The following is a 22,536-nucleotide window of genomic DNA, read 5'->3' as shown; positions in this document are numbered from 1 at the left end:
CCATGTCACCTGTCTGCCGAAGAGGCTCAACCTCAGACCAACCGCTCGATCTTCTGATGCTGCCAGACCAGTTTGTAATACAGGGTCTGCAACACCAGCATGCCCAGATACGCCACCGGGAACGCCATCCACACGCCTTGCAGGCCGTACTGCCCATCCAGCCAGTAAGCCGCCGGCAGTTGCACGCCAACCACACAGACAATCGCAATCGCCACCGGCACCAGCACCGTGCCGCTGGCGCGCATGATCCCGCCAATGATCGCCTGGAAGCCGAACACCAGCAGACTCCAGAGCATGATGTGCAGCAAGTGTTCTGCCATCACCCGGGTCGAATCTTCGGTCAGGAACAGCCCCAGCAACCAGTGCGATAACAGGTAACCCAGCACAATCAGACCGCCAGTGAGGCACACGTTGATCAGTAGCCCGGTGCGCAGGATAGGCGCCATGCGTTCCAAGCGCCCGGCACCGATGGCCTGCGCGCCGAGGATCGAGGCGGTGATCGCAATCGACAGCGCCGGGAATTGTACGTAGTTGACGATTTGCGTTACCGCGCCGTAGGCCGCCGTGGCCTGCGAGCCGTGCTGGTTGACCAGCGCGAGAATCACCAGCTCCGAGAGTGACAACACGATCATCTGCACCCCGGTCGGCAGGCCGATGCGCAGGACCTTGCCGAGAATCGCCGCGTCCAGCCGCAGTGCGGCGAAGAACTCGCGATCCGGTGCCAGCGGATGGTTCTTGCGAATCAGCCGCCACGCCAGCCACGCCATCGCCGACAGGTTACCCACAAGGCCGGCGTAGGCAGCACTCTGGATGCCCAGCTGAGGCAAACCGAACCAGCCACGAATCAACGCCGGGGTCAGCGCCAGCCCGACCGAGGTCGACACCATCAACGCCAACAACGGCGACACGGTATCGCTGACCCCGCGCAGCAATTGCGTGAACAGCACAAACACCAGCATCGACGGCAGAATCCACATCATCACGTGCGCATAGGCCACTGCATCGTCCAGCACATCCGCCGGCGTGCCCAACCCCTGCAAAGCCTGCCGCGCGAACACACTGCCGAGCACCGCCGCCGCCAGCCCGATCAACACGCCCAGCAACAACGTCGCCCCGGCAATTGCCTTGACCATATGCGCCTCGCGCGCGCCCCACGCCTGGCCGATCAACACCCCGGCGCCCGCGCCCAGCCCGATCACCAGCGCGATAAAGAAAAAGATGATCGGAAACATCCCCGACACCGCCGCCAGTGCCTGCGTACCGAGCATCTGCCCGATGTAGATGCTGTTGACCGTGCCCGACATCGACTGCAGGAAGTTGGACAGCACCATCGGCGCAAGGAACAGCAGATAGGTTTGCCAGAGGGGTTTGGTGGCACTGGGGGTTTGCATTGAGGGCAGATCCATCTCGGCTGCTGGGGACTGATAGACGACAGCTTCGGTGAGTTCAGGGCGATGATCAACGAACTTCTCGGTGAATGTTGAAGTTTTCATCTCGATGTCCTCGGCCCCACGGTTTACACGCGTTTTTTATTATTGCTGCGAGGATTACCGTCGAACCGTAGAGAGTGACCACTTTTTATCGGTCGCCGGCAGACCGGGTCGAGTGCGCGTAACCGGTACCCTCTTCAACACAATCGTGATAAACCGCAGGTTCGTTCATCCACTGAGACACTGTTCATGTCCTGCACCTTGCGTGTATCTGCAGGCGCCGTGCTGGCTCTGCTCGCCAGCACGGCCAATGCCGCCATGCCCTCTGCGACACCTGATCCACTGCAGCCTTTGCTGACGACCCTGAACCAACGCCTGAACATCGGCGACCTCGTAGCGCTGACCAAATGGGACAGCGGCAAGCCGATTCAGGACAGCCCGCGCGAAGCACAGGTCATCGCCAATGCCCGGACGCTGGCGAGCGAATACAAGCTTGATCCCGAAGAAGTCGCCCAGTTGATCGCCGCGCAAATGGAAGCGAACAAACTGGTGCAGTACGGGCTGCTGGCGCAATGGCAGGCGGCAGGTCGCGCGCCGGACACGCCGCGACCGGATCTGGCGAAACAGATTCGCCCGCAACTGGACCAATTGCAGAGCCGTCTGCTGCGCCAATACGCCGACTTCGTCCCTTATCGTCGTGACCCTGATTGTCCGGTCTGGCTGGCCAGGGCGCGTCAGGGTCTGACCCACGATGCATTGCACGATCTGGCCCTGACCCGCGCCACCGGGGAGCTGTGCATTCGGGCGGCGGGCCTCTGAATCGCGGGTTCCGGCACACATCGCTGGCGTCGATAGTCACCATCACGCCAATGAAGTTCTCATAAAAAATCCGCGGCGTAACATCGGCTCCAGACAAACCAACTACACCCCGGAGCACACGATCATGAAACGCCAAACCATCCTCGGCATCGCTTTCTCGGTTCTCGCAGTCAACGCTTTTGCAGCAACGCCCGCTCACACCCTGGTCGCTGAAGGCGGCTCGGACAAGTTGATAGAAAGCCGTCTGGCTGAAGGTGGTTCTGATCGTTTGCTGGAACGTCGCGTTGCCGAAGGTGGCTCCGATCGTTTGCTGGAACGTCGCGTTGCTGAAGGTGGCTCGGATCGTCTGCTGGAACGTCGTGTCGCCGAAGGTGGCTCGGATCGTTTGCTGGAACGTCGCGTTGCTGAAGGTGGCTCGGATCGTCTGCTGGAACGTCGCGTTGCTGAAGGTGGCTCGGATCGTCTGCTGGAACGTCGTGTTGCCGAAGGTGGCTCGGATCGTCTGCTGGAACGTCGCGTTGCTGAAGGTGGCTCGGATCGCCTGATCGAAAGTCGCAACGCCTGAACCAATGGTTCTCCCCGGAAGCCCGGCCTGATCAGCCGGGCTTTTTTTCATCTCGATTTTTTGCAGTTGTGGCTTGTTTCAACACAGGCCGTCAGCAATGACGACGCGGTAGCGAGCACTGGCGAAAGCTCCGACAAGAAGTGACCGAATCGACTGACTGGCAGCCCGACGCTCATTGCGCATACCATGCGCCGACAACTCCAAAACAGAATTCGCCCGCCCATGCTCAAAGCCAGTCTGCGAAGCCACCTGACCCTTTGGTTTGCCGGTTTGTCCCTGTTGACGCTGGTGAGCGTCGGTTTCTATGTCGGTCATATCGCCACCGAACAGATGAAACAGGCCAGCGGCAATGCGTTGTTGAATACCGCGCGTTCGGCAGCGACGTTGCTCGGTGATCAGTTGCGCGAACGCCAGTTGGAGGTTTACCTGCTCAGCCGCGCGCCGCACCTCGAACGGGGCGATCTGGACAACCCGGCGATTCTCAAATCAATGCAACTGCGCACCCAGGCCCGTGCCGAATATGCGTGGATGGGCGTGACCGATGCTCAAGGTCAGGTGCATCAAGCGGTCAACAATCTGCTGGTCGGTCAATCGGTGCAACAGCGACCATGGTTTCAGGCCGGTCTGCGCGGCGAGTACACCGGCGATCCGCACGAAGCCGTGTTATTGGCCAAATTGCTACCGGGAATGCCCAACGGCGAACCGCTGCGTTTCATCGACTTTGCCGCGCCTATCCGCAACGCCGACGGCCAGCTGATTGGTGTGCTGGGAGCGCACGCGCATTGGAGCTGGGTGACCCACATCGTCGAGTCTGCGGCGTTCTCCCATAAAAACACATCGCCGGATATCGAGGCGCTGATCATCGATCACGACGGCAAGGTGCTGTACCCCGAAGCGCTGGTGGGCCAGCAACTGGCGGTGAATGATGCGAAGTCGTCGGGCTGGTCGGTTGGCAACGGTTACCTGACCAGCATGGTCAGCGTACCGACGCCGCCGAGTACCGCGCTGTCCTGGTCGATCGCCGTACGCCAGCCGTTGGACACCGCCCTGGAGCCGGCGCGTCTGCTGCTCTATAAATTGTTGCTGCTGGGCGTTGCGGCGGCGGTCGGATTCGCCCTGGTGGCGTACTACCTGGCGCAATACCTGAGCCGCCCGATCGAGCAACTCGCGCACTCGGCCAAACAGGTACAGAACAAGCAGCCTGGCGCACACTTCCCGTTACAGCACCCGGTACTGGAAATCGCCCAGCTCGGTCAGTCAATCGACGCCATGACCCGGTCGCTGCTGGCCAAGGAACGCGAGCTACAGGAAGCGAACGCCTCGCTTGAAGCCATCGTCACCCAGCGCACCGCCGCGCTCATGCAGGCCAACGCCGAGCTGTTGAACCTGGCGACCCACGACGCGCTGACCGGCGTCTACAACCGGCGTCGCCTTGATGAAAAACTCAGTGAATACAGCCTGCTGTTCCGCCGTACCGGGCGACCGTTTGCCCTGTTGCTGGTCGACGCCGATCACTTCAAGCGCATCAACGATACCTACGGCCATGCGATTGGCGACGACGTGCTGCAGCAGTTGGCGCAGATCATTGAGGTCAACGTCCGCGCCACCGATTTCGTCGCCCGTTACGGCGGCGAGGAGTTCGCCGTGCTGCTGCCGGAAATCGCCCAGCCCGATACGCCGGACGTGGTCGCGGAGAAAATCCGCGCCGCCGTGGCCCAGTCGCACTTCCCCAACATCGGACAGGTTACCGTGAGCATCGGCGTCGGCCTGGCCGATCCGGCGGACAACAGCCACGCCATGCTGATCAAACGCGTCGACCAGCAGCTATATCAGGCGAAAGCGGCAGGACGCAATCAGGTGGCTTGATCAGCCTGAATGCCTTGCACAATGCCTCGGGATCGATGGCGTATTGCTCGGGTGAATAGCCGATGGGGTTGGCGTCATTGAACACGCGGACGCCATCCCGATTGCGGTGTCAGCGCACAGACAAGAGTGAAGCCTTGCGGGTACAGGCCGTGCATCCCTGCACAGCGCGAGTCGAGTGCGTGCACTCAGGTATTGGTTTTCAACTTGGTCCACAAGCGCGTCGACAACCGCGCAATCGCTGCCGGCAACTCTTCTACCGTGAACAACCGTTGCATCACGTCCTTGGGCGGGTAGATAGCCGGATCCTGCTTCACGTCCGCATTGAGGAACGGCTCGGCCGCCGCATTCGGATTGGCGTAGTGAATGCTGTTGCTGATGTTGGCCACCACTTTGGGGTCGAGCAGGTAGTTCATGTAGGCGTAACCGTTCTTTTCATGCGGCGCGCTTTTGGGCATGACCACCATGTCGAACCACAAGGTCGTGCCTTCTTTCGGAATCGAGTACGCGATGTTGATGCCGTTCTTCGCTTCCTTGGCACTGGCGGCAGCCTGAACGATGTCGCCGTTGAAGCCGATCACCGCGCAGACGTTGCCGTTGGCCAGGTCACTGATGTACTTCGAAGCGTGGAAGTACTGAATGTACGGGCGAATTTTCAGCAAGGCCTGTTCGGCCTGTTTGTAATCCGCTGGCTCATGACTGTGCGCTGGCAAGTGCAGGTAGTTCAGCGTGATCGGCAGCACCTGTGTCGGGTTGTCGATGAACGCCACGCCGCACTGGCTGAGCTTCTTGATGTTTTCTTCGTTGAAGAAAAAGTCCCATGACTGGGTGACATCGGTGCTGCCGAAGATCGCCTTGATCTTCTCGACGTTGTAACCGATCCCGGCCGTGCCCCACATGTAGGGGTAGCCGTACTGGTTGCCGGGATCGTTGACTTGCAGCTTTTGCAGCAGCACCGGGTCGAGGTTTTTCCAGTTCGGCAGTTGCGCCCTGTCGAGCTTCTGAATCGCTCCGGCCTTGATCAACCGCGAGAGAAAGTGGTTCGACGGACTGACCACGTCATAACCGGTGTTGCCGGTCATCAATTTCGATTCCAGCACTTCGTTGCTGTCGTGAATGTCGTAGGTAGTCTTGATCCCTGTGGCCTGGGTGAAATTGGCCAGGGTGTCCGGGGCGATGTAGCTGTTCCAGTTGGAAATGTTGACGGTTTCGTCGGCACAAGCGGCCGTGCTGGCCGCGAGCAGAATCGCCAGGGAAAGTGGATTGACGCGCATGGTCTGTCACCTGTGTTGAGTGGCTTTTGTTGTTGTGCGGTAGGCGAATATTCAGATTTCTGTTCTGGCCCTGACTGCCTCCACGCGCATGCGAAGCATGGCACCGATGTCGAAAAAAGGTCGCGGCGGCAGCCAACCGGGTTCGGCCCGTTGCATCACCGATTGCAGCAGCGGTGAATCAACGCCGGATGCCAGTTCCGCCAGTAAACGCCCCCACAGCGTGCCGCGCGCCACCCCTGAACCATTGCAACCGGCCACGGCAAACACGCCCTCTTCCACGCGCTGGAAAAACGCCTGACCGCTGCGGGTCGCGCTCAAGTGACCGGACCAGGTGTATTGCAGGTCTTGCTCACCGAGGAACGGAAAGCGCCGTTGCAGGCCGCGAACATGGTGCTGACGGCGCACTGCCAATTCACTCTCGGACAGATCCCGCGTGCGGTATTCGGCAGTGTTACGGATCATCACCCGACGATCCGGCGTCAGCCGCACCGTGGCACCCAACGGCCGGGTCGACAGCACGCCCCACGGCTCGACCGCGCCGATGGCCTGAAACTCCTGATCGCTGAGCGGCCGAGTCAGACTGGCGCTGAGTTCCATCGGGAAGGTACTGCTGTCATGGATTCCGACCCGGGGGATGAAGGCATTCAGGCACACCAGCACCCGTTTGGCCTCGACGCTGCCACTCACCGCATTGGCTCGCAGTCGCCCGTGGCTCATGCGCTCCAGGCGGGTGATGTCGGTGTGTTCGTAAACCGTGACGTTGCCCGGCAACGCATTGAGCAGACCTTTCACGTATTTGCCAGGTTGCAGCAGTGCATTGCCGTTGCCGCACCAGATCGCCGCCGTGTAGTGCGGTGTGCCGAGCTTTTGCGCCAGTGCCGCGCCCTGAAGAAATTCAGCGCGGGCACCCAGGGCGCGCAAGGTCGCCAGTTTGGCGTCGACATGGCTGAGCTTGGCGGCGTCGCTGACAGCGAAGAAATACCCGTTGTCACGAAAGTCGCAGTCAATCGCATGGTCGGCGATGCACTGGCGTACGGCGTCGCTGGCCGCACGGGAAATCGCCGTGTCGATTTCAAACCCGGCAAAGCCTGGTGCGCCGATCAATTCACTGTCGGCGGGATGCTCGTGGGCCACGACAAATCCCGAGTTACGTGCCGAAGCGCCTTGCGCCGCGCGCTGCCGATCCACCACTACGATGCGCGCCTGCGGGTGCATTTGTGCCAGGTTGTGCGCGGCGCTGAGACCGGTGATGCCAGCGCCGATCACCAGCCAGTCGGCGTGTTGCGTATCGCTCAGGCGACCGCGCTGTGGCGAACTGCCGGCCTGCGCGATCCAGCCACATACGTTTTCCATTACTGACCTCATTCGACTGTCGTTCCACGGCTTGCCTTTCGCCCTGCTCCATGCGTGAATCGCATGAAAAAACTGCAAAGGTCGCCGCCAGAGCTAAAATCTATAAGGTCCTGGCTTGCCCAACCAACGTTATAAAATCATCGAGCCATTCTGAAAACGCATGGATAAAATCCGCCACGTGCCCTCGCTGCAAGCCATGCAGACGCTGGTTGAAGTCGCCCGCTGCGCCAGCTTCACTCAGGCTGCACAGCAACTGTGCCTGACCCAGAGCGCCGTCAGCCGGCAGGTTCAGCAACTGGAAAGCCATTTCAACGTCGCGCTGTTCATCCGCACCAGCCGCAGCCTGCGCGTGACTCCGGAAGGCGAACAGGTTCTGGCCAGCGCCATCAGCATTCTCGACCAACTGAAAACCCTCGAAGAACGCCTCGTCCCGCAGAAGCGCCCGTTCCGTATCCGTATGCACGTGTCACTGGCGGTACGCTGGCTGCTGCCCAGACTCAGCGACTTCTACCTCAGCCACCCCGAGGTCTCGCTGGCGATTGAAACCGTTGCCACCGAAGTCGTCGAACCGGCCAGTGACAGCGACGCCTACATCCTTTATCTGTCGCAGCCGTCCGCTGGCGCGGATTGTCTGACGCTGTTCGAGGAAACCCTGGTGCCGGTGTGCGCGCCCAGCCTTGCGGGGGCACCCCGGTCAGTTGATGAGTTACAGCGTTTCGCCTTGCTGCATCGCTCGGCCGATCGGCAGGCCTGGATCGAATGGCTGGCAGCCAATGACGGCCAGCCGCTGGAGCGCTACCGGCACATCCCGTTCAACCTCGATGAGTTGGCGCTGGATGCGGCGGCGCGAGGTCTGGGCGTGGCGGTGACGGACATGACGCTCGCGGCGGAGTCCATCGAGCGTGGAGTGTTGGTGGTGCCGTTTGGGCAGCCGTTGAAGACCGGCGGAATTTACGCGTTGTGCCTGCAGCCGGCAGCGGCTTCAAATCCGGCGTGCGAGGTGGTCATGCAGTGGTTTGCCAGGCAGGCCGAGCACAATCTTTAATCGGAGAATTGCTGCAGATACGCCAGCAGGTTATCAATTTTCTCCTGATCACTCAGGCCCCAGAAAATCATCCGCGTGCCCGGCACCACGCCTTTGGGGTCTTTCAGATACGCAGTCAGCGTGTCGCGATCCCAGGTCACGCCAGAGTTTTTCATGGCGTCGGAATACACGTAATTGGCCGAGGTTCCGGCCGCTCGACCGATGATGCCGTTGAGCTGCGGGCCGAACCCCGGACGGGCGTCCGGCCCCACCTGATGGCAGCCGCCACACAGACGCGGGAAGATTTTTTCGCCAGCGCCTGGGTCGCCTGCGGCGCGGGTGGTCGAGCTGAACAGAACCGCGGTGGCGGTCAAGGCTAGCAAGAGTGCAACGGTGTTTTTCATCTAAGGTTCCGGAACGGCTTGAATCTGGCTGCGCAAGGGTAGCATTTGTACTCAGGGTCTCGTTTTACAGGTAAGCAGCGATGATCCTCCTGACAGTGATCAACGCCTGCTCCAACACATCCATTTCTACCGACCCCAGCGCCAGCCGAATCGCATGCGGCACATGCGCCGATACCGCAAACGGCTCGGCCGTGGTCACCGAAATCTGCTCGTGCATCAACTCCACCACGATCTGATCAGCGCGCACGTCTTCCGGTAATGGCAGCCACAGGAAGTACGAATTCGGATGGGCAACGCACGGCAAGCCTTTGAGCAACCGGGCGGCCAGTGCCTGGCGGGCCTGAGCGTCGCTGCGCTTTTGCGCTTCCAACTCGATCACGGTGCCATCGTCAAGCCAGCCACAGACAATCGCGGTCATCAGCCCCGGCGTGTTCCAGGTGGTTGCGCGGATAATCCGCTCCAATGCCGGCACGCTGGCTGCAGGTGCGCCGATGAAGCCAACGCGCAGGCCGGTGGCGATGTTCTTCGAAAGACCAGAGACGTAAACCGTGCGCTCCGGCGCAAGATCAACCAAGGGCCGCGGCGGGTTTTCCACCAGAAAGGCGTAGGCCGCGTCTTCGATGAGGGTCAGATCATGCCGCCGCGCGATGGCTACCAGTTCCTCGCGCTGCGCAAGCGGCATCACCCAGCCCAGCGGATTGTGCAGGGTCGGCATGCTGTACACGGCACGTACCGAACGACTGCGACAGAGTTTTTCCAGCGCTGGCAGATCCGGCCCGTGCTCGTTGACCGGGATCGCCACCACTTCCAGATGCAACGCTTCGGCCAGCACCTTGAACCCGGAATAAGTCAACGCATCGGCGGCAATCACGTCGCCGGGCTTGAGCAACGCCATCAGCGTCACCGCCAGCCCCTGCTGGGCACCGTTGACGATCAGCACTTGCTCGGCATCCACCGTCACCCCGCGACTGCGCAAATGCCGGGCAACCGAGGCCCGCTCATGAGCACGACCGGCATGCGGCTGATAGCGCAACAAGGCTTCCAGGTCACCGGACAACGCCAACTGACGCAAGGCGCTGCGCAACAACTGCGTCTGACCGGGCAACGACGGGTAGTTGAAATTGAGGTCGATCATGCCGGCCGCGACATCTTTCTGATCGATGCCCTGCCCCGGTGACAACGAAGTTTCACGCACAAAAGTACCGCGCCCGGTTTCGCCGCTGACCAGCCCCATGGCTTCGAGTTCGGCATACACCCGCGAGGCCGTGACCAGCGCCAGCCCTTCCTGCGTGGCCAGTTGCCGGTGCGTCGGCAGTCGCGTGCCGGGCGCCAGTCGACCGGTGCGAATGTCGGCGGCGTAAGTGTCAACGAGGGTCTTGTAACGGGAACGCGACATGTCGGGATGTATCCATGACAATTTTTTGATTGTCCTGATTCTCGATCATAGGATTCTCTCAAAGCAACCCACAATGAGCGTGAATCGTATGGAACGGACTTCGAACCTGAGCAGCCCTGCACTGGAAAAAACCAGCGGATGGATCAACGGCTTTATTGGCGTGGTGTTCTTCAGCGGCTCGCTGCCGGCCACGCGCCTGGCAGTGCTGGAGTTTGACCCGGTGTTTCTCACCGTCGCGCGTGCGGCCATTGCCGGCGTGCTGGCCGTGGCCTTGTTGTGGTTGTTCCGTGAACGGCGACCGGCAAGGGATCAGTGGTTGTCATTGGTCATCGTGGCATTGGGCGTCGTGCTCGGCTTCCCGCTACTGACGGCGCTGGCCCTGCAACACGTGACGTCGGCACATTCGATTGTGTTCGTTGGCTTGCTGCCGCTGGCGACTGCGTTGTTTGGTGTGTTGCGCGGTGGCGAGCGTCCGCGCCTGGTGTTCTGGATCTTCTCGATCCTCGGCAGCGCGCTGGTGGTTGGATTTGCCTTGTCGCAAGGGCTGTCCGCCTCGCCCACCGGTGACCTGCTGATGCTGGCCTCGATTCTGGTCTGTGGCCTCGGTTATGCCGAAGGCGCAAAGCTGTCGCGCACGCTGGGTGGCTGGCAGGTGATCTGTTGGGCGCTGGTCTTGTCGCTGCCATTGATGGTCGTCGCGAGCCTGTGGCTGGCGCCGCCGTCGTTCAGCGGCATCAGCGTGTCGGCATGGGTCTGCCTGGGCTACGTTTCGCTGTTCAGCATGCTGATTGCCTTTGTGTTCTGGTATCGCGGACTGGCCCAAGGCGGGATCGCGGCCGTCGGACAGTTACAGTTGCTGCAACCGTTTTTTGGCCTGGCCTTGGCAGCGACGTTACTGCATGAGCACGTCAGCATCGGCATGCTGGCGGTGACGGTAGGCGTCATCCTCTGCGTGGCCGGGGCCAAGAAATTCGCCCGGTAGTCCTCTTTGGGATCCCACTGGGATTGGTGGTGGATGAAGGATTTGGGGGCTGGCCAAGATCGAGGGTGGGAGTGGGCTTGCTCACGAAGGGGGCGGTACATCCGGCATCATTGTTGATTGATCTGACGCCTTCGCGAGCAGGCCCGCTCCCACAGTGGATTGGTGGTGGATGAAGGATTCGGGGGCTGGCCAAGATCGAGGGTGGGAGTGGGCTTGCTCACGAAGGGGGCGGTACATCCGGCATTGATGTCGACTGATCTGACGCTTTCGCGAGCAGGCTCGCTCCCACAGGGGGCGGCATATCCGGCATCGATTTTGATTGACCTGACGCCTTCGCGAGCAAGCCCGCTCCCACAGTGGATTGGTGGTGGATGAAGGATTCGGGGGCTGGCCAAGATCGAGGGTGGGAGTGGGCTTGCTCACGAAGGGGGCGGTACATCCGGCATTGATGTCGACTGACCTGACGCTTTCGCGAGCAGGCTCGCTCCCACAATTGATCAGTGGTGTTCCACTCCGGCGCGTTTCAACAGTTTCTTGCAGCGCTCGGACAGGTGAAACACCTGCAACTCCTTGCCAGCCTTGGCGTAACGCTCGCGCAAGGTTTTCAGCGCGGCAATTGCCGAGTAATCGACAAAGCTCAGATGCCGGCAATCCAGCGTGACTTTGGCTGGGTCATTGGCCGGATCGAACTGGTTGAGGAACGGCGTGGTCGAGGCAAAAAACAGCGTGCCGTGCAGGCGGTAGAGTTTGCTACCGTCAGCTTCGAGGTGCGCGTCGGCGTACAACTCACGGGCCTGCTGCCAGGCAAAATTCAGCGCAGCGATGATGATCCCGCACAGCACGGCAGTAGCCAGGTCGGTGAACACGGTGATGGTGGTCACCGCGATGATCACCAGCACATCGTTGAGCGGCACTTTGTTCAGTACCCGCAACGAGGCCCAGGCGAAGGTCTGCTGCGACACCACAAACATCACGCCCACCAGCGCCGCCAGCGGAATACGCTCGATCAGCGGCGACAGAAACAGGATGAACAACAGAATCAGCCCCCCCGCCACTACCCCGGACAAGCGCCCGCGTCCGCCGGAGCTGAGGTTGATCACAGTCTGGCCGATCATCGCGCAACCGCCCATGCCACCGAATGCGCCAGAGACCATGTTCGCCGCACCCAGCGCCACGCACTCGCGATCCGGGTAGCCACGGGTTTCGGTGATTTCGTCGGTGAGGTTGAGGGTCAGCAGGGTTTCCAGCAGGCCGACCAGCGCCATCAGAATCGCGTACGGAGCGATGATCTGTAGAGTCGCCAGGTTCCACGGGATGTCCGGCAGCGCGAAGCTCGGCAGGCCGCCGGCGATATGCGCCATGTCGCCAAGGGTTCGGGTCGGTAAACCGAACAGGTAAACCAGCAGCCCCACACCAAGGATCGCCACCAGTGCCGGCGGCACCGCGCGGGTCAGGCGTGGCAAGAGGTAGACGATGGCCATGGTCAGCAGCACCAGCCCGGTCATCAGGTACAGCGGTGTGCCGCTGAGCCAGTGTTCGCCGCTCTTGAAGTGCTCCAGTTGTGCCAGCGCGATGATGATCGCCAGGCCGTTGACGAACCCGAGCATCACCGGGTGCGGCACCATGCGCACCAGTTTGCCAAGGCGCAGCAAGCCGAAAGCCATCATGATCAAGCCGCCGAGCAGCACCGTCGCCAACAGGTATTGCACCCCGTGCTGCACCACCAGCGCAACGATCACCACCGCCATCGAACCCGCGGCCCCGGAAACCATCCCCGGCCGGCCGCCGAACAACGCGGTCAACGTGCAAATGATAAAGGCGCCGTACAGGCCCATCAGCGGATTGAGGTGGGCCACCAGCGCAAATGCAATGCATTCGGGCAACAAGGCAAACGAGGTGGTGAGTCCGGCCAGGACATCGGCGCGCAGACGTATCGGTTTCATGGCTTACCTGACTGAGCGGCCGACGAGCGTGGCCGCGGATGTTCGTAAAAAAGCGGGGTGCGGATGTTACGGAATAGTTCGGAATCGAGCCAGCGATCGCTGACACCCGTCGACTCGCGATTTATGCTGACGCGCTTCTGCCACCATCGAGTACGACCATGACTGCATTGCTGAGTGCCCGCGACGTTTGCCAGCGCCTGCGCGAGGCAGCGCTGGGTGTACTGAAGTTCGAAAGATGCATGACACCCGTCGACGGCGGACTGGCTGCGGTCGATATCGAGGGCTGGCGTCTGTTGCTGGATGTTGAGGGTGGGCGCTTGCATCACTGTGACCATTGCCGCTGTCCGGACGGCCGCGAATGGCGGTTCGACAGCCGTTACGGCACCGACCCGGTGAATCTGCTCAGCACCTGGGAGCTGGCACAGATCGAGAGTCTATTGAAGCACTGAGCGCTTCATGGGCGAAGACGGTTGCCCAATGATGGCACTCTGCCCATAATTCGCCCCCCCTTTATTCCGCACGCAAGGAAACGCCGTGAAAAAGTCTCTGTTGTTGATCCCGATGCTGGCCGTGCTGCTGCAAGGTTGTGGCATGACCATGACTCGCTATGAGCCAAGCTACGAAAACGTTCAGAAGCTCAAGCAGACCCCTCCCCTGCATGCGATCAGCAATCCGCAAGTGAGTGCCGAGTCCGGCGAAGGTTCGCTGACGGTGCGGGCCAACCCGGTGCGCTCGCCGTCCGGCAGCATCCCGGCGCACATTCAGGACGCCATCACCGAAGAGCTGCGCAAGGCCGGCCTGCTTGATCCGCAAGCCCAGCGTCAGCTGAAAGTGCTGGTGGTGAAGAACAACTTGTCGGCCGGCATGGGCACAGGCGATGGCGAACTCGCTGCACGCTTTACGCTGCTTGACGGTCAGCACGTGGTCTACGACGCGACCAAGAATGTCAGCAGCCAGTGGAGCAGCAGCTTCTTCGGTTTCATTGCGATTCCGAATGCGGTGAATGCCTACAACCCGATGCTGCGCGATCTGCTGAAGGAACTGTACAGCGATCCTCAGTTCATTCAGGCCCTGAAATAAGGGCAAAAAAAAGAGCCGCGATTGCGGCTCTTTTTTTTCGCATCACGCCCGTGGAATACGCGTCTCGAGCGCCGAGTATTTCAGGTGGTTGTTGTCGATCATTTGCTTGAGCAGCGCATTGACCTGACGGGCGAACGTGTCATTGACCGCCGCCTTCGGGGTATTGCCCATCAGCGGAATGAACCAGATGCCGATCCAGGTACCCACCGCATCGTGGTTGCTCGCGGAGGTCAGGGCCTGACCCGTTCCGTCCACGGCTTCGAGGCTCATGGTGTATTGATCAGTGCCGTATGCCGGGATCACCCCCAGACTGAAACCACTGATGAAGCCCAGCACCATCGAACCGGCATTCGGCGGATGGTTGTACATTTTCAGGCGCAGGCTGTAATCGCCCGGTTGCTTCTGGAACTCGTCCAGCGTGACACGGCCAAACAGGCCGGAATCGCTCAGAATCTTTTGCAGCTCTGGTTTGAGCTGGTCACGTGCCTGCGGCACCTCTACAGCCGAAGCGCTTTTCGGCTCGCCCTGATAGAAGTCGAAATCCACATAGACATTGGGCTTGTTGGCGTAGCTGGCCATCGATGGCAGTTTGACCGGCGCCACTTCGTCTTTGGTGAAACTGGCACAACCACCCAGCGTAAACACCAGCCCCAGCGCCAGGATTTTCCCGAATTGCATATTGTCTTCCCTATCTGAACCGAGCCAAGTGATATCAAAGAGCCTCCATTGCGGAGGCCGGGCGGATTCTAGAGAGAGCAGTCGCTTGAGGAAAGACTGAATCGGGAAATTTACACAAAAAGTCAGTCCTGTCGCAGATCGAGCATATAGGTGTAATAACCGCTATCACGCACATAACCCAGTGACTCGTACAACCCCTGCGCAGTGAAGTTGTCGGTAGCGGTTTCCAGCACCAGCCCTTTGGCGCCGGTCTGCAGCGCAAAGTCGCGGGCCGTGTTCATCAGCAATCGTCCGACCCCGCGACCACGGGCGGCAGGCGCGGTGAACAGGTCGCTGAGCAGCCAGGTGCGGTGGGCATCGATCGAGGAAAACGTCGGATACAACTGTACAAAGCCCAGCGCTCCGCCGTTTTCATCCTGCGCAAGAAAAATCGCCGACTCATCGCCGGCCATGCGCTCGGCAATGAACGCTCGCGATTGCGCCAGATTCGACGGCTGCTGATAGAAACCGCGATAAGCGTCGAACAGCTCTGCCACCGCCTCCAACTGAGCCGTGGTCGCGCGCATTACCTGAATAGTCATATCCCCTCCCCGTTATTCCAATGATCGAACCAGCATAGCGCTGTCCGACGAGTTAGCTGGCCTCACCGCTATATAGTTTTGTATATTGCGAAACCGAATTCGCCAGAACCTGCCCATGCCATCCACTCACATCGTATTCCCATGAGCGCCATCCGCGTACGCAACGAGCAACTGATCCTCACCGCCGCCAGCGAGGAGTTTGCCGCCAACGGCTTCGACGCGACCCAGACACGCGACATCGCCGCCCGCGCCGGCGTGCCCAAGGCCAACCTGTATTACTACTTCCAGACCAAGGAAAACCTGTATTGCAAAGTCCTGCTGGGGTTCGTCGAACCGCTGCTGGAAGCCTCGGCAGCGCTGCGCGAAAGCGACGATCCGCTGATTGGCCTGCGCGCCTATGTCGCCGCACGCATCCGCATCGCCCGCGAGCATCCGGCGATTGCCAAAGTGTTCAGTGGTGAACTGCTGCTCGGCGGTCGACAGTTGCCGGACGAATGCCGTGACCTGCTGCACGCCGAAGCCCGACGCAACGTCGACTGCCTGCGCAGCTGGATCGAGCGCGGCTTGCTGGCACCGGTGGACCCGGAGCATCTGATGCTGTTCATCTGGTCGGCAACCCGCACCTACACCAACATCGGCTGGCAAATGGGCTGCATCACCGGGCGCCCGGTGCCGCAGGATGAGGACTACCAAACGGCAGCGGATACGATCACGCGGATGGTGCTGGAGGGGGTGGTGTCGGAGCCGGTGGCGAGTGCGCGAGGGTGGATGTTTGCGACTTGAGCCAAGCGGGGCCTGCAGGGCAGCCCCGTCGATGTGTCGCTCAGTCCCTCGCGGCAGAGAATCAGGGCATGAAATCCAGCGGCAAAGTCTCACCGTTTGCTATTCGCTTATGCCAGGCAAGCAGTGCTTCGGGCACACGTTTTTTCCATTGCGGTACGTTGGTGTAATAGCGGGCACGCAATTGACGCTGCTCATCGAACACCAATAACACGAGCCATATCCGAGCGTCCGGCGCTCGCATCAGGATGCCTGCATTGGTATTGGCCAGCCCACGTAACCAGAACTCATCGACCTGAGCATCCGGCACATCGCTGGAAGCCTCCCCCGTCACCATCGAGCCGCTGTTTTGCAACAACGTCTGATAATCGCCTTTGAGCAGCGTGTGCAACAGCTCGTTTTCCTGCTCAGTCCGCGCCACCCCCAGACTGAGCAGGTCGTAATCAATCGACAGTGACTGTTCCGACGCCACGTAGCGCCCGCCGTAATAGACCCCCATACCACCACCGCAAGTAGGGTCTGCACCATCTTGTGCAATGTCCAACAGTCCGTTGAATGCGCTGAACTTCAACGAACAGTCGTCTTGGGCATAGTGCGCTTCGCTGCCCTCAATGGTGGCGACGCCATCCATGTCGCCGGAGTTGGCGCCGGCCACGCCTGAAATATCAAAGGCGATATGAGTGGCATCGATACGCTTGGTATTCACCACAACCGCCGCTGAGACGCCCCATGGAATGAGCTGCCATGTCGCATCCCAATTGAAGGGTTTTGTCATGAACTCCAGGGCCTTGAGGCGCATCAGGTATTGCCGGCGCAAACAAGCAACATCCGCAGCACATTCATTGCGTTGCTTCAGCCAGCCTCGTTGATCGACCTTCAAGGCTTTCGAATCCACAACGTTCGGCAACGTAGCACGCCACAGCGAGCCCAGTTTCTCATCAAGATTCGAGATATAGGGATCAGAGCAAATGGTTTTTTCAGCCGGACTGGTGGCGCTAGCGCAATCGAAACTGCTGGCGTGTACAGCGGGAATGAACATCAGGGACGCCAGCAGAAAAGCGTGGCGGGGTTTCAAAGACAACATCGACAGATTCCATTCTTCGGGGCGGCGGCATTATGCCAGCGAAGTGTTGTCAGTGCTGCCACCTTCGCGAGCAGGCTCGCTCCCACAGGGGACTTATGCCGGACAGGGAAACCTGCGAACACCACACATTATTGTGGGAGCGGGCTTGCTCGCGAAGGCGTCAGGTCAGTCGACATTGATGCTGGCTGTGCCGGCGCATTCGTGAGCAAGCCCACTCCCACTTTCGATCTCGGTCAGCCGCAAATCCTTCATCCACCCACAATCCCCAGTGGGAGCGGGCTTGCTCGCGAAGACGTCGTGTCCGCCAACACATGCGTCACTGGCACACCGCTTTCGTCGGAACGCCGCCCGGAGCAGGCTCGCTCCCACAGGGGACTTATGCCGGACAGGGAAACCTGCGAACACCACACATTATTGTGGGAGCGGGCTTGCTCGCGAAGGCGTCAGGTCAGTCGACATTGATGCTGGCTGTGCCGGCGCATTCGTGAGCAAGCCCACTCCCACTTTTGATCTCGGTCAGCCGCAAATCCTTCATCCACCCACAATCCCCAGTGGGAGCGGGCTTGCTCGCGAAGACGTCGTGCCCGCCAACACATGCGTCACTGGCACACCGCTTTCGTCGGAACGCCGCCCGGAGCAGGCTCGCTATTACAGGGGTATTCGCGGGCTCTAGAAAACGATATCGGCTGCGGGTTTGACGTCGATACGGCCGGTAGCACCCGTCAGGTGCGCCAAGTCTTTGTTGTGTTCGGCGATGATGTCTTCGGCGCTCATGTTGCCGTTGTCGAGGGTGGAGTGGGCGTCCGCGACGAGCACCACGTCATACCCCAGTTGATGGGCCTGACGCACGGTGGCGTTGACGCAGTAATCGGTTTGCAGGCCGCAAATGATCAGGCGTTCGAAGTCTTCGCCGGGCAGCAGTTTGCCCAGGTCGGTCTGGTAGAACGAATCCGGGGTGGTTTTGCGTACACGCAGGTCCTGCGTGTCAGTCAGCAAGCCTTCGGCCAGTTGCCAGCCTTCGGCGTCGTTGGCCAGCGGGCTGTCCTTTTCTTCATGCTGAATCAGCACCACCGGCACACTGGCCTCACGCGCGCGCGTGCTGAGCTGGTTGATGGTGGCGATGACGCGGTGGATGTCGAAGCACTGGTACTGGCCGGAGCAGAGGACCTGCTGGACGTCGATGATCAGCAATGCGCTAGACATGATGGGCCTTCCTTGATCGATCCTTGAGACGGGGGCGGACCAGAGTCCGCCCCCCTCTTTTACGCCTGTCAGTAACCCAGTGACAACCCGGTATTGCGCCGTGGATCGTTGGCGCCGTAGAAACGGTTTTTGCCCACCGGCTTACCGTCCAGCGACGGCGCACCGACCAGGATCGCAGCGATATGGTTGGCGTCCTGCGGCCCCGCAAACTTGTGGCCCCAGCTCTCGAGGATCTTCTTCGTGTCGGGGCTGGCGGCGAAGTCTTCGAGGTTGGTTTGCTCCGGCATCCATTGCTGGTGGAAACGTGGTGCGTCGACCGCTTCCTGCAGGCCCATGCCGTAGTCGATGACGTTGAGCATGGTCAGCAAGGTAGCGGTGATGATCCGGCTGCCACCCGGCGTGCCGACCACCATGACCACTTTGCCGTCCTTGGTGACGATGGTCGGGCTCATCGACGACAGCGGGGTTTTACCCGGCGCGATGGCGTTGGCTTCACCCTGGACCAGACCATACATGTTCGGCACGCCGACCTTGGAGGTGAAATCGTCCATTTCGTCGTTGAGGATCACCCCGGTCTTGCTCGCCATCACGCCGGCGCCGAACCAGTCGTTGAGGGTGTAGGTCACCGACACCGCGTTGCCCCACTTGTCGACGATCGAATAGTGCGTGGTGTTGTTGCCTTCATGCGGCGCGACGCCGGGTTTCAACTCGGCGGAGATCCCGGCCTTCTGCGGCTGGATCGCGTTGCGCAGTTTGGTTGCGTAGTTCTTGTCCAGAAGGTGCTCAATCGGGTTCTTGACGAAATCCGGGTCGCCCAGATAGCTGTTGCGGTCCACATAGGCGTGGCGCATCGCCTCGATCTGGTAATGCATGCCCTGGGCCGAATGGAAACCCAGGTCCTTCATCGGATAGCCTTCGAGAATGTTCATGATCTCGCAGATCACTACCCCGCCAGAGCTTGGCGGTGGCGCCGAAACCACGTGGTAGCCACGGTAGTCGCACTCCACCGGGGCCAGTTCGCGGGTCTTGTATTTGTCGAGATCGGCCTGGGTGATGATGCCCTTGTTGGCCTGACTGGAGGTGACAATGGCGTCGGCTACCCAGCCTTTATAGAAACCATCGGCGCCTTTTTCAGAAATGGTGCGCAGGGTTTTCGCCAGATCCTTCTGCACCAGTTTCTGCCCGACCTGCATCGGTTCGCCGTTGTGCAGGAAGATCGACCCGGAATCGCGCATGTCCTTCTTGAACACATCGGTGGCGTAGTCCAGCAGATCGACGTCGCCCTGCTCCAGTTCGAAACCGTCTTCAGCCAGTTTGATCGCCGGGGCGATCATGTCCTTGCGCGGCTTGGTGCCGTACTTGCTCAGCGCCAGCTCCATGCCTGACACGGTGCCTGGCACTGCCACGGCGAGATGGCCACGGGTGCTCAGGTCCGGGACGACGTTGCCGTCCTTGTCCAGGTACATGTTGGCGGTCGCCGCCAGCGGGGCTTTTTCGCGGAAATCGAGGAACGTCTTGCGCCCGTCCGCCAGCTGAATGGTCATGAAACCGCCACCGCCGAGATTGCCGGCTGCGGGATAGACCACCGCCAGCGCATAGCCAACGGCAACCGCAGCATCCACGGCGTTGCCACCGTTTTTCAACACATCGACGCCGACGTGGGAGGCCAGGTGTTGGGCGGTGACCACCATGCCGTTCTCGGCGGCAACCGGTGCCACCGACGCAGCGTGGGCCATGAGGCAGCTCAGTGCCAGTGACGTCGCAATCAGCGTTTTGGCCAAAGGTTCGTACTTCATGAGTCGATCTCTTTTATTGTTTTTGGATTCTGTGCAGGACAGACGGGAACGCTTCAAAAGCAACAAGCAGTATGGTCGCTATTGCGATTTGCGCCTCCTCGATCAGGCAGTATGCTGGGCGCTCTTGCCGTGCCGAACCGGAGTTCTGCCCATGCCTTACACGTTCATCACCCTGCCCTCACCGGTCGGCGAATTGAAGCTGGTCGCGAACGGCGCACGACTGGCGGCCATCCTCTGGGAAAACGATAAACCAGGCCGGGTGCGCCTCGGGCCGATGACGCAAGCGCCGGACGATCCGTTCCTGCAGAAAGCCGCTCGGCAGCTACAAGAATATTTTGCCGGCAACCGCGACTGCTTCGATCTGGAGCTGGATTTCGTCGGTACCGATTTTCAGAAGAAGGTCTGGGCTGCGCTGCTGACCATCCCCTTTGGCGAAACCCGCACCTACAGCCAGATCGCCGAACAGATCGGCAGTCCATCCGCCTCGCGAGCGGTGGGCGCTGCGAACGGGCGCAATCCGATTTCCATTGTCGCGCCGTGTCATCGGGTGATCGGCGCGTCGGGGAAGTTGACCGGATTTGCCGGAGGGCTTGAGGCCAAGGAGCGCTTGCTGACGCTGGAGGGTGGCCAGTGGTCAGCGATTGGCACAACCGGGGATCTGTTCTGACTCAGGCACTGAACAGATTATTCATTGCCGCATACTGCAACAGCATGATGGTCTTGGCGTCGCAGATCTCGCCGCGATGGAACGCCGCCAACGCGTCATCAAAAGCCCATTCCAGCACTTCCAGTTCTTCGGTCTCCTCTTCCAGGCCACCACCCTCGCTGACCTTCGACTTCGCGTCGTACTCGGCGATGAAGAAGTGCAGTTTCTCGGTCACCGAGCCAGGGCTCATGTAGGCCTCGAACACCTTCTTCACCTCGTGCACGCGGTAGCCGGTTTCCTCTTCGGCCTCGTCGCGGATCCGCTGTTCCGGCGCCGCACCTTCCAGCAGCCCCGCCGCCACTTCGATCAACAAGCCATCGTGGCCATTGACGAATACCGGTAGCCGGAACTGTCGGGTCAGCACCACGCTGCGCTTGTCGCGGTTGAACAGCAGAATCGCTGCACCGTTGCCACGGTCGTAGACCTCACGGGTCTGGCGCTGCCAGTCGCCATTGTTGCGCAGGTAGTCAAAGGTGATTTTTTTCAACAGGTACCAGTCGTGGGACAACACCTGGGTGTCGACAATGTTGACCCGCTTGGCTGTGTCGGACATGACGCATGATCCTTCTGTCATCGCAAAGCCCCCATAGTCGAATAATCGCGCCCACAAAAAAAGCCCGGCAGTGCAGCCGGGCTCGTTTACGGGCGTCAACGTGGCTTCACAGATCAACCAAATGCCGATCGATGCGCTTGAGCACGCCCTGGATCAGGTTCATCGCACTGTCAGCCCGAAACGGCAGGTTGAGCGACGGCTCGCATATTTCCATCTCCATGATCATCGGCCGGCCGGCATAATCGCGGATCACATCGACCCGGCCATAGAGCAGCGGCAGCTCCAGGCCCAACACCTGCGCAGACGCCACAAGCGCGGAAAGCGCCACCGCCTGCTCTTCGGCATCCGCCTCTCGCGGCTGGCGAAACTCGGGGGTCGGAACGTTGACCGTGCCGTCCGCCATGAGCATGGCGCCCTTGCGGATGGAATGGCTGAACGTGTCATCGAAGAACGTCAGGTCCGTTTCGCCATACGTGTCGATGGTGGTGATGTACGGCTGGATGATCACATGCGAACCACGCTGTTGCAGCGAACGGATATGCGTCAGCGCCGCAGCGCTGTCATCGCGGACAAACCGTTTGACCCCGCGCGAATACGAGCCGATGGTCGGCTTGACGACAAACTCATGGCTGTCGCTGTTCGCCCGCAGGAAGTCCGCCAGAAATCCTTCGGGAGTATCGTCAGGCGCCAGGAACACGCTGGGAATGATCGGCACGCCGCGCGCAGCAATGTCCTTCAAGTACAACTTGTTCAATCCCCAACGGGCCACGGACGGCACGTTCAACAGGCAGGTCAGTGCGTGCACCTTGTCGCACCAGGCAAAAAACGCGTCGAGGTTTTCAATGCAATCCCACGGTGAGCGGATCAACACGGCGGTGTAGGCCGCCCAATCGATTGACTCATCGTCCCAGAAGCACACATCAGCCTTGATCGACAGTTGCTCGCAAGCCTGGAGCAATGGCGGCATGTCGTAATCGATGTGCAGGTTCGGCTTATCTGTGACGAGTGCAAGCTTAATCATG

Annotated in this window: 22 protein-coding genes; 9 read left to right on the top strand and 13 right to left on the bottom strand. The window is 60.5% G+C overall.

Features of this window, described 5'->3' with window-relative positions; genetic code table 11:
* Nucleotides 1-32 precede the first annotated feature (32 nt).
* Nucleotides 33-1,391: an MATE family efflux transporter gene (locus AC0J41_RS09250; protein WP_473015980.1), complete on the bottom strand. Its 1,359-nt coding sequence runs from the start codon at nt 1,389-1,391 to the stop codon at nt 33-35.
* Nucleotides 1,392-1,679: 288 nt separating this feature from the next.
* Between AC0J41_RS09250 and AC0J41_RS09245 the strand changes: the two genes are divergently transcribed.
* The 3 genes from AC0J41_RS09245 to AC0J41_RS09235 all read left to right on the top strand — a co-directional run bounded on the left by AC0J41_RS09245 (nt 1,680) and on the right by AC0J41_RS09235 (nt 4,680).
* Complete coding sequence (locus AC0J41_RS09245) at nt 1,680-2,249, top strand: chorismate mutase (RefSeq protein WP_025109058.1); 570 nt, start codon at nt 1,680-1,682, stop codon at nt 2,247-2,249.
* A gap of 124 nt (nt 2,250-2,373) precedes the next feature.
* On the top strand, nt 2,374-2,814 hold the full coding sequence (locus tag AC0J41_RS09240; RefSeq protein ID WP_204894789.1) for a phage infection protein: 441 nt from the start codon (nt 2,374-2,376) through the stop codon (nt 2,812-2,814).
* Nucleotides 2,815-3,036: 222 nt separating this feature from the next.
* Entirely contained in the window at nt 3,037-4,680 is a 1,644-nt protein-coding gene (locus tag AC0J41_RS09235) for a sensor domain-containing diguanylate cyclase (protein ID WP_025109056.1), read from the top strand.
* Nucleotides 4,681-4,865: 185 nt separating this feature from the next.
* On the opposite strand, the gene AC0J41_RS09230 is transcribed toward AC0J41_RS09235, so the two are convergent.
* Nucleotides 4,866-5,951 carry a polyamine ABC transporter substrate-binding protein gene (locus AC0J41_RS09230; protein WP_473015267.1) on the bottom strand — a complete coding sequence of 362 codons (1,086 nt, stop codon included), beginning with the start codon at nt 5,949-5,951 and terminating at the stop codon, nt 4,866-4,868.
* A 51-nt stretch (nt 5,952-6,002) separates the two neighbouring features.
* Nucleotides 6,003-7,304 (bottom strand): NAD(P)/FAD-dependent oxidoreductase, encoded by a 1,302-nt coding sequence (locus AC0J41_RS09225; protein ID WP_473015266.1) that lies wholly within the window; start codon nt 7,302-7,304, stop codon nt 6,003-6,005.
* A 160-nt stretch (nt 7,305-7,464) separates the two neighbouring features.
* Here AC0J41_RS09225 and AC0J41_RS09220 point away from each other — a divergent pair, with 160 nt between their 5' ends.
* Nucleotides 7,465-8,349 carry a LysR substrate-binding domain-containing protein gene (locus AC0J41_RS09220; protein WP_473015265.1) on the top strand — a complete coding sequence of 295 codons (885 nt, stop codon included), beginning with the start codon at nt 7,465-7,467 and terminating at the stop codon, nt 8,347-8,349.
* On the opposite strand, the gene AC0J41_RS09215 is transcribed toward AC0J41_RS09220, so the two are convergent.
* Together AC0J41_RS09215 and AC0J41_RS09210 are read right to left on the bottom strand one after the other, a co-directional pair.
* Entirely contained in the window at nt 8,346-8,732 is a 387-nt protein-coding gene (locus AC0J41_RS09215) for a c-type cytochrome (RefSeq protein ID WP_025109052.1), read from the bottom strand. The two genes, AC0J41_RS09220 and AC0J41_RS09215, sit on opposite strands and share 4 nt — an antisense overlap.
* Nucleotides 8,733-8,796: 64 nt before the next feature.
* The gene (locus tag AC0J41_RS09210; RefSeq protein WP_473015264.1) at nt 8,797-10,128 is read right to left on the bottom strand and encodes an aminotransferase-like domain-containing protein; all 1,332 of its coding nucleotides are present in this window, start codon (nt 10,126-10,128) and stop codon (nt 8,797-8,799) included.
* A gap of 88 nt (nt 10,129-10,216) precedes the next feature.
* Between AC0J41_RS09210 and AC0J41_RS09205 the strand changes: the two genes are divergently transcribed.
* Nucleotides 10,217-11,110: a DMT family transporter gene (locus tag AC0J41_RS09205; protein ID WP_473015262.1), complete on the top strand. Its 894-nt coding sequence runs from the start codon at nt 10,217-10,219 to the stop codon at nt 11,108-11,110.
* Between the two features lie 497 nt (nt 11,111-11,607).
* Here AC0J41_RS09205 and AC0J41_RS09200 read toward each other — a convergent pair whose 3' ends face one another.
* On the bottom strand, nt 11,608-13,053 hold the full coding sequence (locus tag AC0J41_RS09200; protein ID WP_473015261.1) for a SulP family inorganic anion transporter: 1,446 nt from the start codon (nt 13,051-13,053) through the stop codon (nt 11,608-11,610).
* A gap of 158 nt (nt 13,054-13,211) precedes the next feature.
* On the opposite strand from AC0J41_RS09200, the gene AC0J41_RS09195 reads away from it, so the two are divergent.
* Both AC0J41_RS09195 and AC0J41_RS09190 read left to right on the top strand, forming a co-directional pair.
* Nucleotides 13,212-13,502, top strand: a complete 291-nt coding sequence (locus AC0J41_RS09195; protein WP_473015260.1) for a DUF7693 family protein — start codon at nt 13,212-13,214, stop codon at nt 13,500-13,502.
* 85 nt (nt 13,503-13,587) lie between these two features.
* Nucleotides 13,588-14,133 carry a hypothetical protein gene (locus tag AC0J41_RS09190; protein WP_025109047.1) on the top strand — a complete coding sequence of 182 codons (546 nt, stop codon included), beginning with the start codon at nt 13,588-13,590 and terminating at the stop codon, nt 14,131-14,133.
* Between the two features lie 42 nt (nt 14,134-14,175).
* Here the strand turns inward: AC0J41_RS09190 and AC0J41_RS09185 are convergent, their stop codons facing one another.
* Nucleotides 14,176-14,811 (bottom strand): hypothetical protein, encoded by a 636-nt coding sequence (locus AC0J41_RS09185; RefSeq protein ID WP_473015259.1) that lies wholly within the window; start codon nt 14,809-14,811, stop codon nt 14,176-14,178.
* A gap of 122 nt (nt 14,812-14,933) precedes the next feature.
* On the bottom strand, nt 14,934-15,392 hold the full coding sequence (locus AC0J41_RS09180) for a GNAT family N-acetyltransferase (RefSeq protein WP_473015258.1): 459 nt from the start codon (nt 15,390-15,392) through the stop codon (nt 14,934-14,936).
* 141 nt (nt 15,393-15,533) lie between these two features.
* On the opposite strand from AC0J41_RS09180, the gene AC0J41_RS09175 reads away from it, so the two are divergent.
* A complete protein-coding gene (locus tag AC0J41_RS09175) occupies nt 15,534-16,175 on the top strand; it encodes a TetR/AcrR family transcriptional regulator (RefSeq protein WP_025109044.1) in 642 nt (213 codons plus the stop codon).
* A gap of 61 nt (nt 16,176-16,236) precedes the next feature.
* Here the strand turns inward: AC0J41_RS09175 and AC0J41_RS09170 are convergent, their stop codons facing one another.
* The 3 genes from AC0J41_RS09170 to ggt all read right to left on the bottom strand — a co-directional run bounded on the left by AC0J41_RS09170 (nt 16,237) and on the right by ggt (nt 20,255).
* Nucleotides 16,237-17,256, bottom strand: coding sequence for a lysozyme inhibitor LprI family protein (locus tag AC0J41_RS09170; RefSeq protein ID WP_473015257.1), 1,020 nt, complete (start codon nt 17,254-17,256; stop codon nt 16,237-16,239).
* Nucleotides 17,257-17,925: 669 nt separating this feature from the next.
* The gene (locus tag AC0J41_RS09165; protein ID WP_473015256.1) at nt 17,926-18,459 is read right to left on the bottom strand and encodes a cysteine hydrolase family protein; all 534 of its coding nucleotides are present in this window, start codon (nt 18,457-18,459) and stop codon (nt 17,926-17,928) included.
* Nucleotides 18,460-18,527: 68 nt separating this feature from the next.
* Nucleotides 18,528-20,255, bottom strand: coding sequence for a gamma-glutamyltransferase (gene ggt, locus AC0J41_RS09160; protein ID WP_473015255.1), 1,728 nt, complete (start codon nt 20,253-20,255; stop codon nt 18,528-18,530).
* A 151-nt stretch (nt 20,256-20,406) separates the two neighbouring features.
* On the opposite strand from ggt, the gene AC0J41_RS09155 reads away from it, so the two are divergent.
* Nucleotides 20,407-20,922 (top strand): methylated-DNA--[protein]-cysteine S-methyltransferase, encoded by a 516-nt coding sequence (locus AC0J41_RS09155; RefSeq protein WP_473015979.1) that lies wholly within the window; start codon nt 20,407-20,409, stop codon nt 20,920-20,922.
* 1 nt (nt 20,923) lies between these two features.
* Here the strand turns inward: AC0J41_RS09155 and AC0J41_RS09150 are convergent, their stop codons facing one another.
* Together AC0J41_RS09150 and AC0J41_RS09145 are read right to left on the bottom strand one after the other, a co-directional pair.
* On the bottom strand, nt 20,924-21,514 hold the full coding sequence (locus AC0J41_RS09150; protein ID WP_473015254.1) for an NUDIX domain-containing protein: 591 nt from the start codon (nt 21,512-21,514) through the stop codon (nt 20,924-20,926).
* Nucleotides 21,515-21,620: 106 nt separating this feature from the next.
* The gene (locus AC0J41_RS09145; RefSeq protein ID WP_473015253.1) at nt 21,621-22,535 is read right to left on the bottom strand and encodes an ATP-grasp domain-containing protein; all 915 of its coding nucleotides are present in this window, start codon (nt 22,533-22,535) and stop codon (nt 21,621-21,623) included.
* Nucleotide 22,536 lies beyond the last annotated feature (1 nt).

It is taken from the genome of Pseudomonas sp. Arb-4-2C, from assembly GCF_055755015.1.
The sequence above is the reverse complement of the archived record's forward strand: the minus strand, read 5'-3'. Positions and strand labels throughout refer to the sequence as shown.

Excerpts from the sequence above, each read along its gene's own strand:
- AC0J41_RS09245 (WP_025109058.1), top strand. The coding sequence starts at position 1,680 with ATGTCCTGCACCTTGCGTGTATCTGCAGGCGCCGTGCTGGCTCTGCTC.
- AC0J41_RS09185 (WP_473015259.1), bottom strand. The coding sequence starts at position 14,811 with ATGCAATTCGGGAAAATCCTGGCGCTGGGGCTGGTGTTTACGCTGGGT.
- AC0J41_RS09145 (WP_473015253.1), bottom strand. The coding sequence starts at position 22,535 with ATGATTAAGCTTGCACTCGTCACAGATAAGCCGAACCTGCACATCGAT.
- AC0J41_RS09155 (WP_473015979.1), top strand. The coding sequence starts at position 20,407 with ATGCCTTACACGTTCATCACCCTGCCCTCACCGGTCGGCGAATTGAAG.
- AC0J41_RS09250 (WP_473015980.1), bottom strand. The coding sequence starts at position 1,391 with ATGCAAACCCCCAGTGCCACCAAACCCCTCTGGCAAACCTATCTGCTG.
- ggt (WP_473015255.1), bottom strand. The coding sequence starts at position 20,255 with ATGAAGTACGAACCTTTGGCCAAAACGCTGATTGCGACGTCACTGGCA.
- AC0J41_RS09170 (WP_473015257.1), bottom strand. The coding sequence starts at position 17,256 with ATGTTGTCTTTGAAACCCCGCCACGCTTTTCTGCTGGCGTCCCTGATG.
- AC0J41_RS09230 (WP_473015267.1), bottom strand. The coding sequence starts at position 5,951 with ATGCGCGTCAATCCACTTTCCCTGGCGATTCTGCTCGCGGCCAGCACG.
- AC0J41_RS09205 (WP_473015262.1), top strand. The coding sequence starts at position 10,217 with ATGGAACGGACTTCGAACCTGAGCAGCCCTGCACTGGAAAAAACCAGC.
- AC0J41_RS09165 (WP_473015256.1), bottom strand. The coding sequence starts at position 18,459 with ATGTCTAGCGCATTGCTGATCATCGACGTCCAGCAGGTCCTCTGCTCC.
- AC0J41_RS09235 (WP_025109056.1), top strand. The coding sequence starts at position 3,037 with ATGCTCAAAGCCAGTCTGCGAAGCCACCTGACCCTTTGGTTTGCCGGT.
- AC0J41_RS09200 (WP_473015261.1), bottom strand. The coding sequence starts at position 13,053 with ATGAAACCGATACGTCTGCGCGCCGATGTCCTGGCCGGACTCACCACC.
- AC0J41_RS09180 (WP_473015258.1), bottom strand. The coding sequence starts at position 15,392 with ATGACTATTCAGGTAATGCGCGCGACCACGGCTCAGTTGGAGGCGGTG.
- AC0J41_RS09220 (WP_473015265.1), top strand. The coding sequence starts at position 7,465 with ATGGATAAAATCCGCCACGTGCCCTCGCTGCAAGCCATGCAGACGCTG.
- AC0J41_RS09240 (WP_204894789.1), top strand. The coding sequence starts at position 2,374 with ATGAAACGCCAAACCATCCTCGGCATCGCTTTCTCGGTTCTCGCAGTC.
- AC0J41_RS09210 (WP_473015264.1), bottom strand. The coding sequence starts at position 10,128 with ATGTCGCGTTCCCGTTACAAGACCCTCGTTGACACTTACGCCGCCGAC.
- AC0J41_RS09195 (WP_473015260.1), top strand. The coding sequence starts at position 13,212 with ATGACTGCATTGCTGAGTGCCCGCGACGTTTGCCAGCGCCTGCGCGAG.
- AC0J41_RS09150 (WP_473015254.1), bottom strand. The coding sequence starts at position 21,514 with ATGTCCGACACAGCCAAGCGGGTCAACATTGTCGACACCCAGGTGTTG.
- AC0J41_RS09175 (WP_025109044.1), top strand. The coding sequence starts at position 15,534 with ATGAGCGCCATCCGCGTACGCAACGAGCAACTGATCCTCACCGCCGCC.
- AC0J41_RS09225 (WP_473015266.1), bottom strand. The coding sequence starts at position 7,304 with ATGGAAAACGTATGTGGCTGGATCGCGCAGGCCGGCAGTTCGCCACAG.
- AC0J41_RS09215 (WP_025109052.1), bottom strand. The coding sequence starts at position 8,732 with ATGAAAAACACCGTTGCACTCTTGCTAGCCTTGACCGCCACCGCGGTT.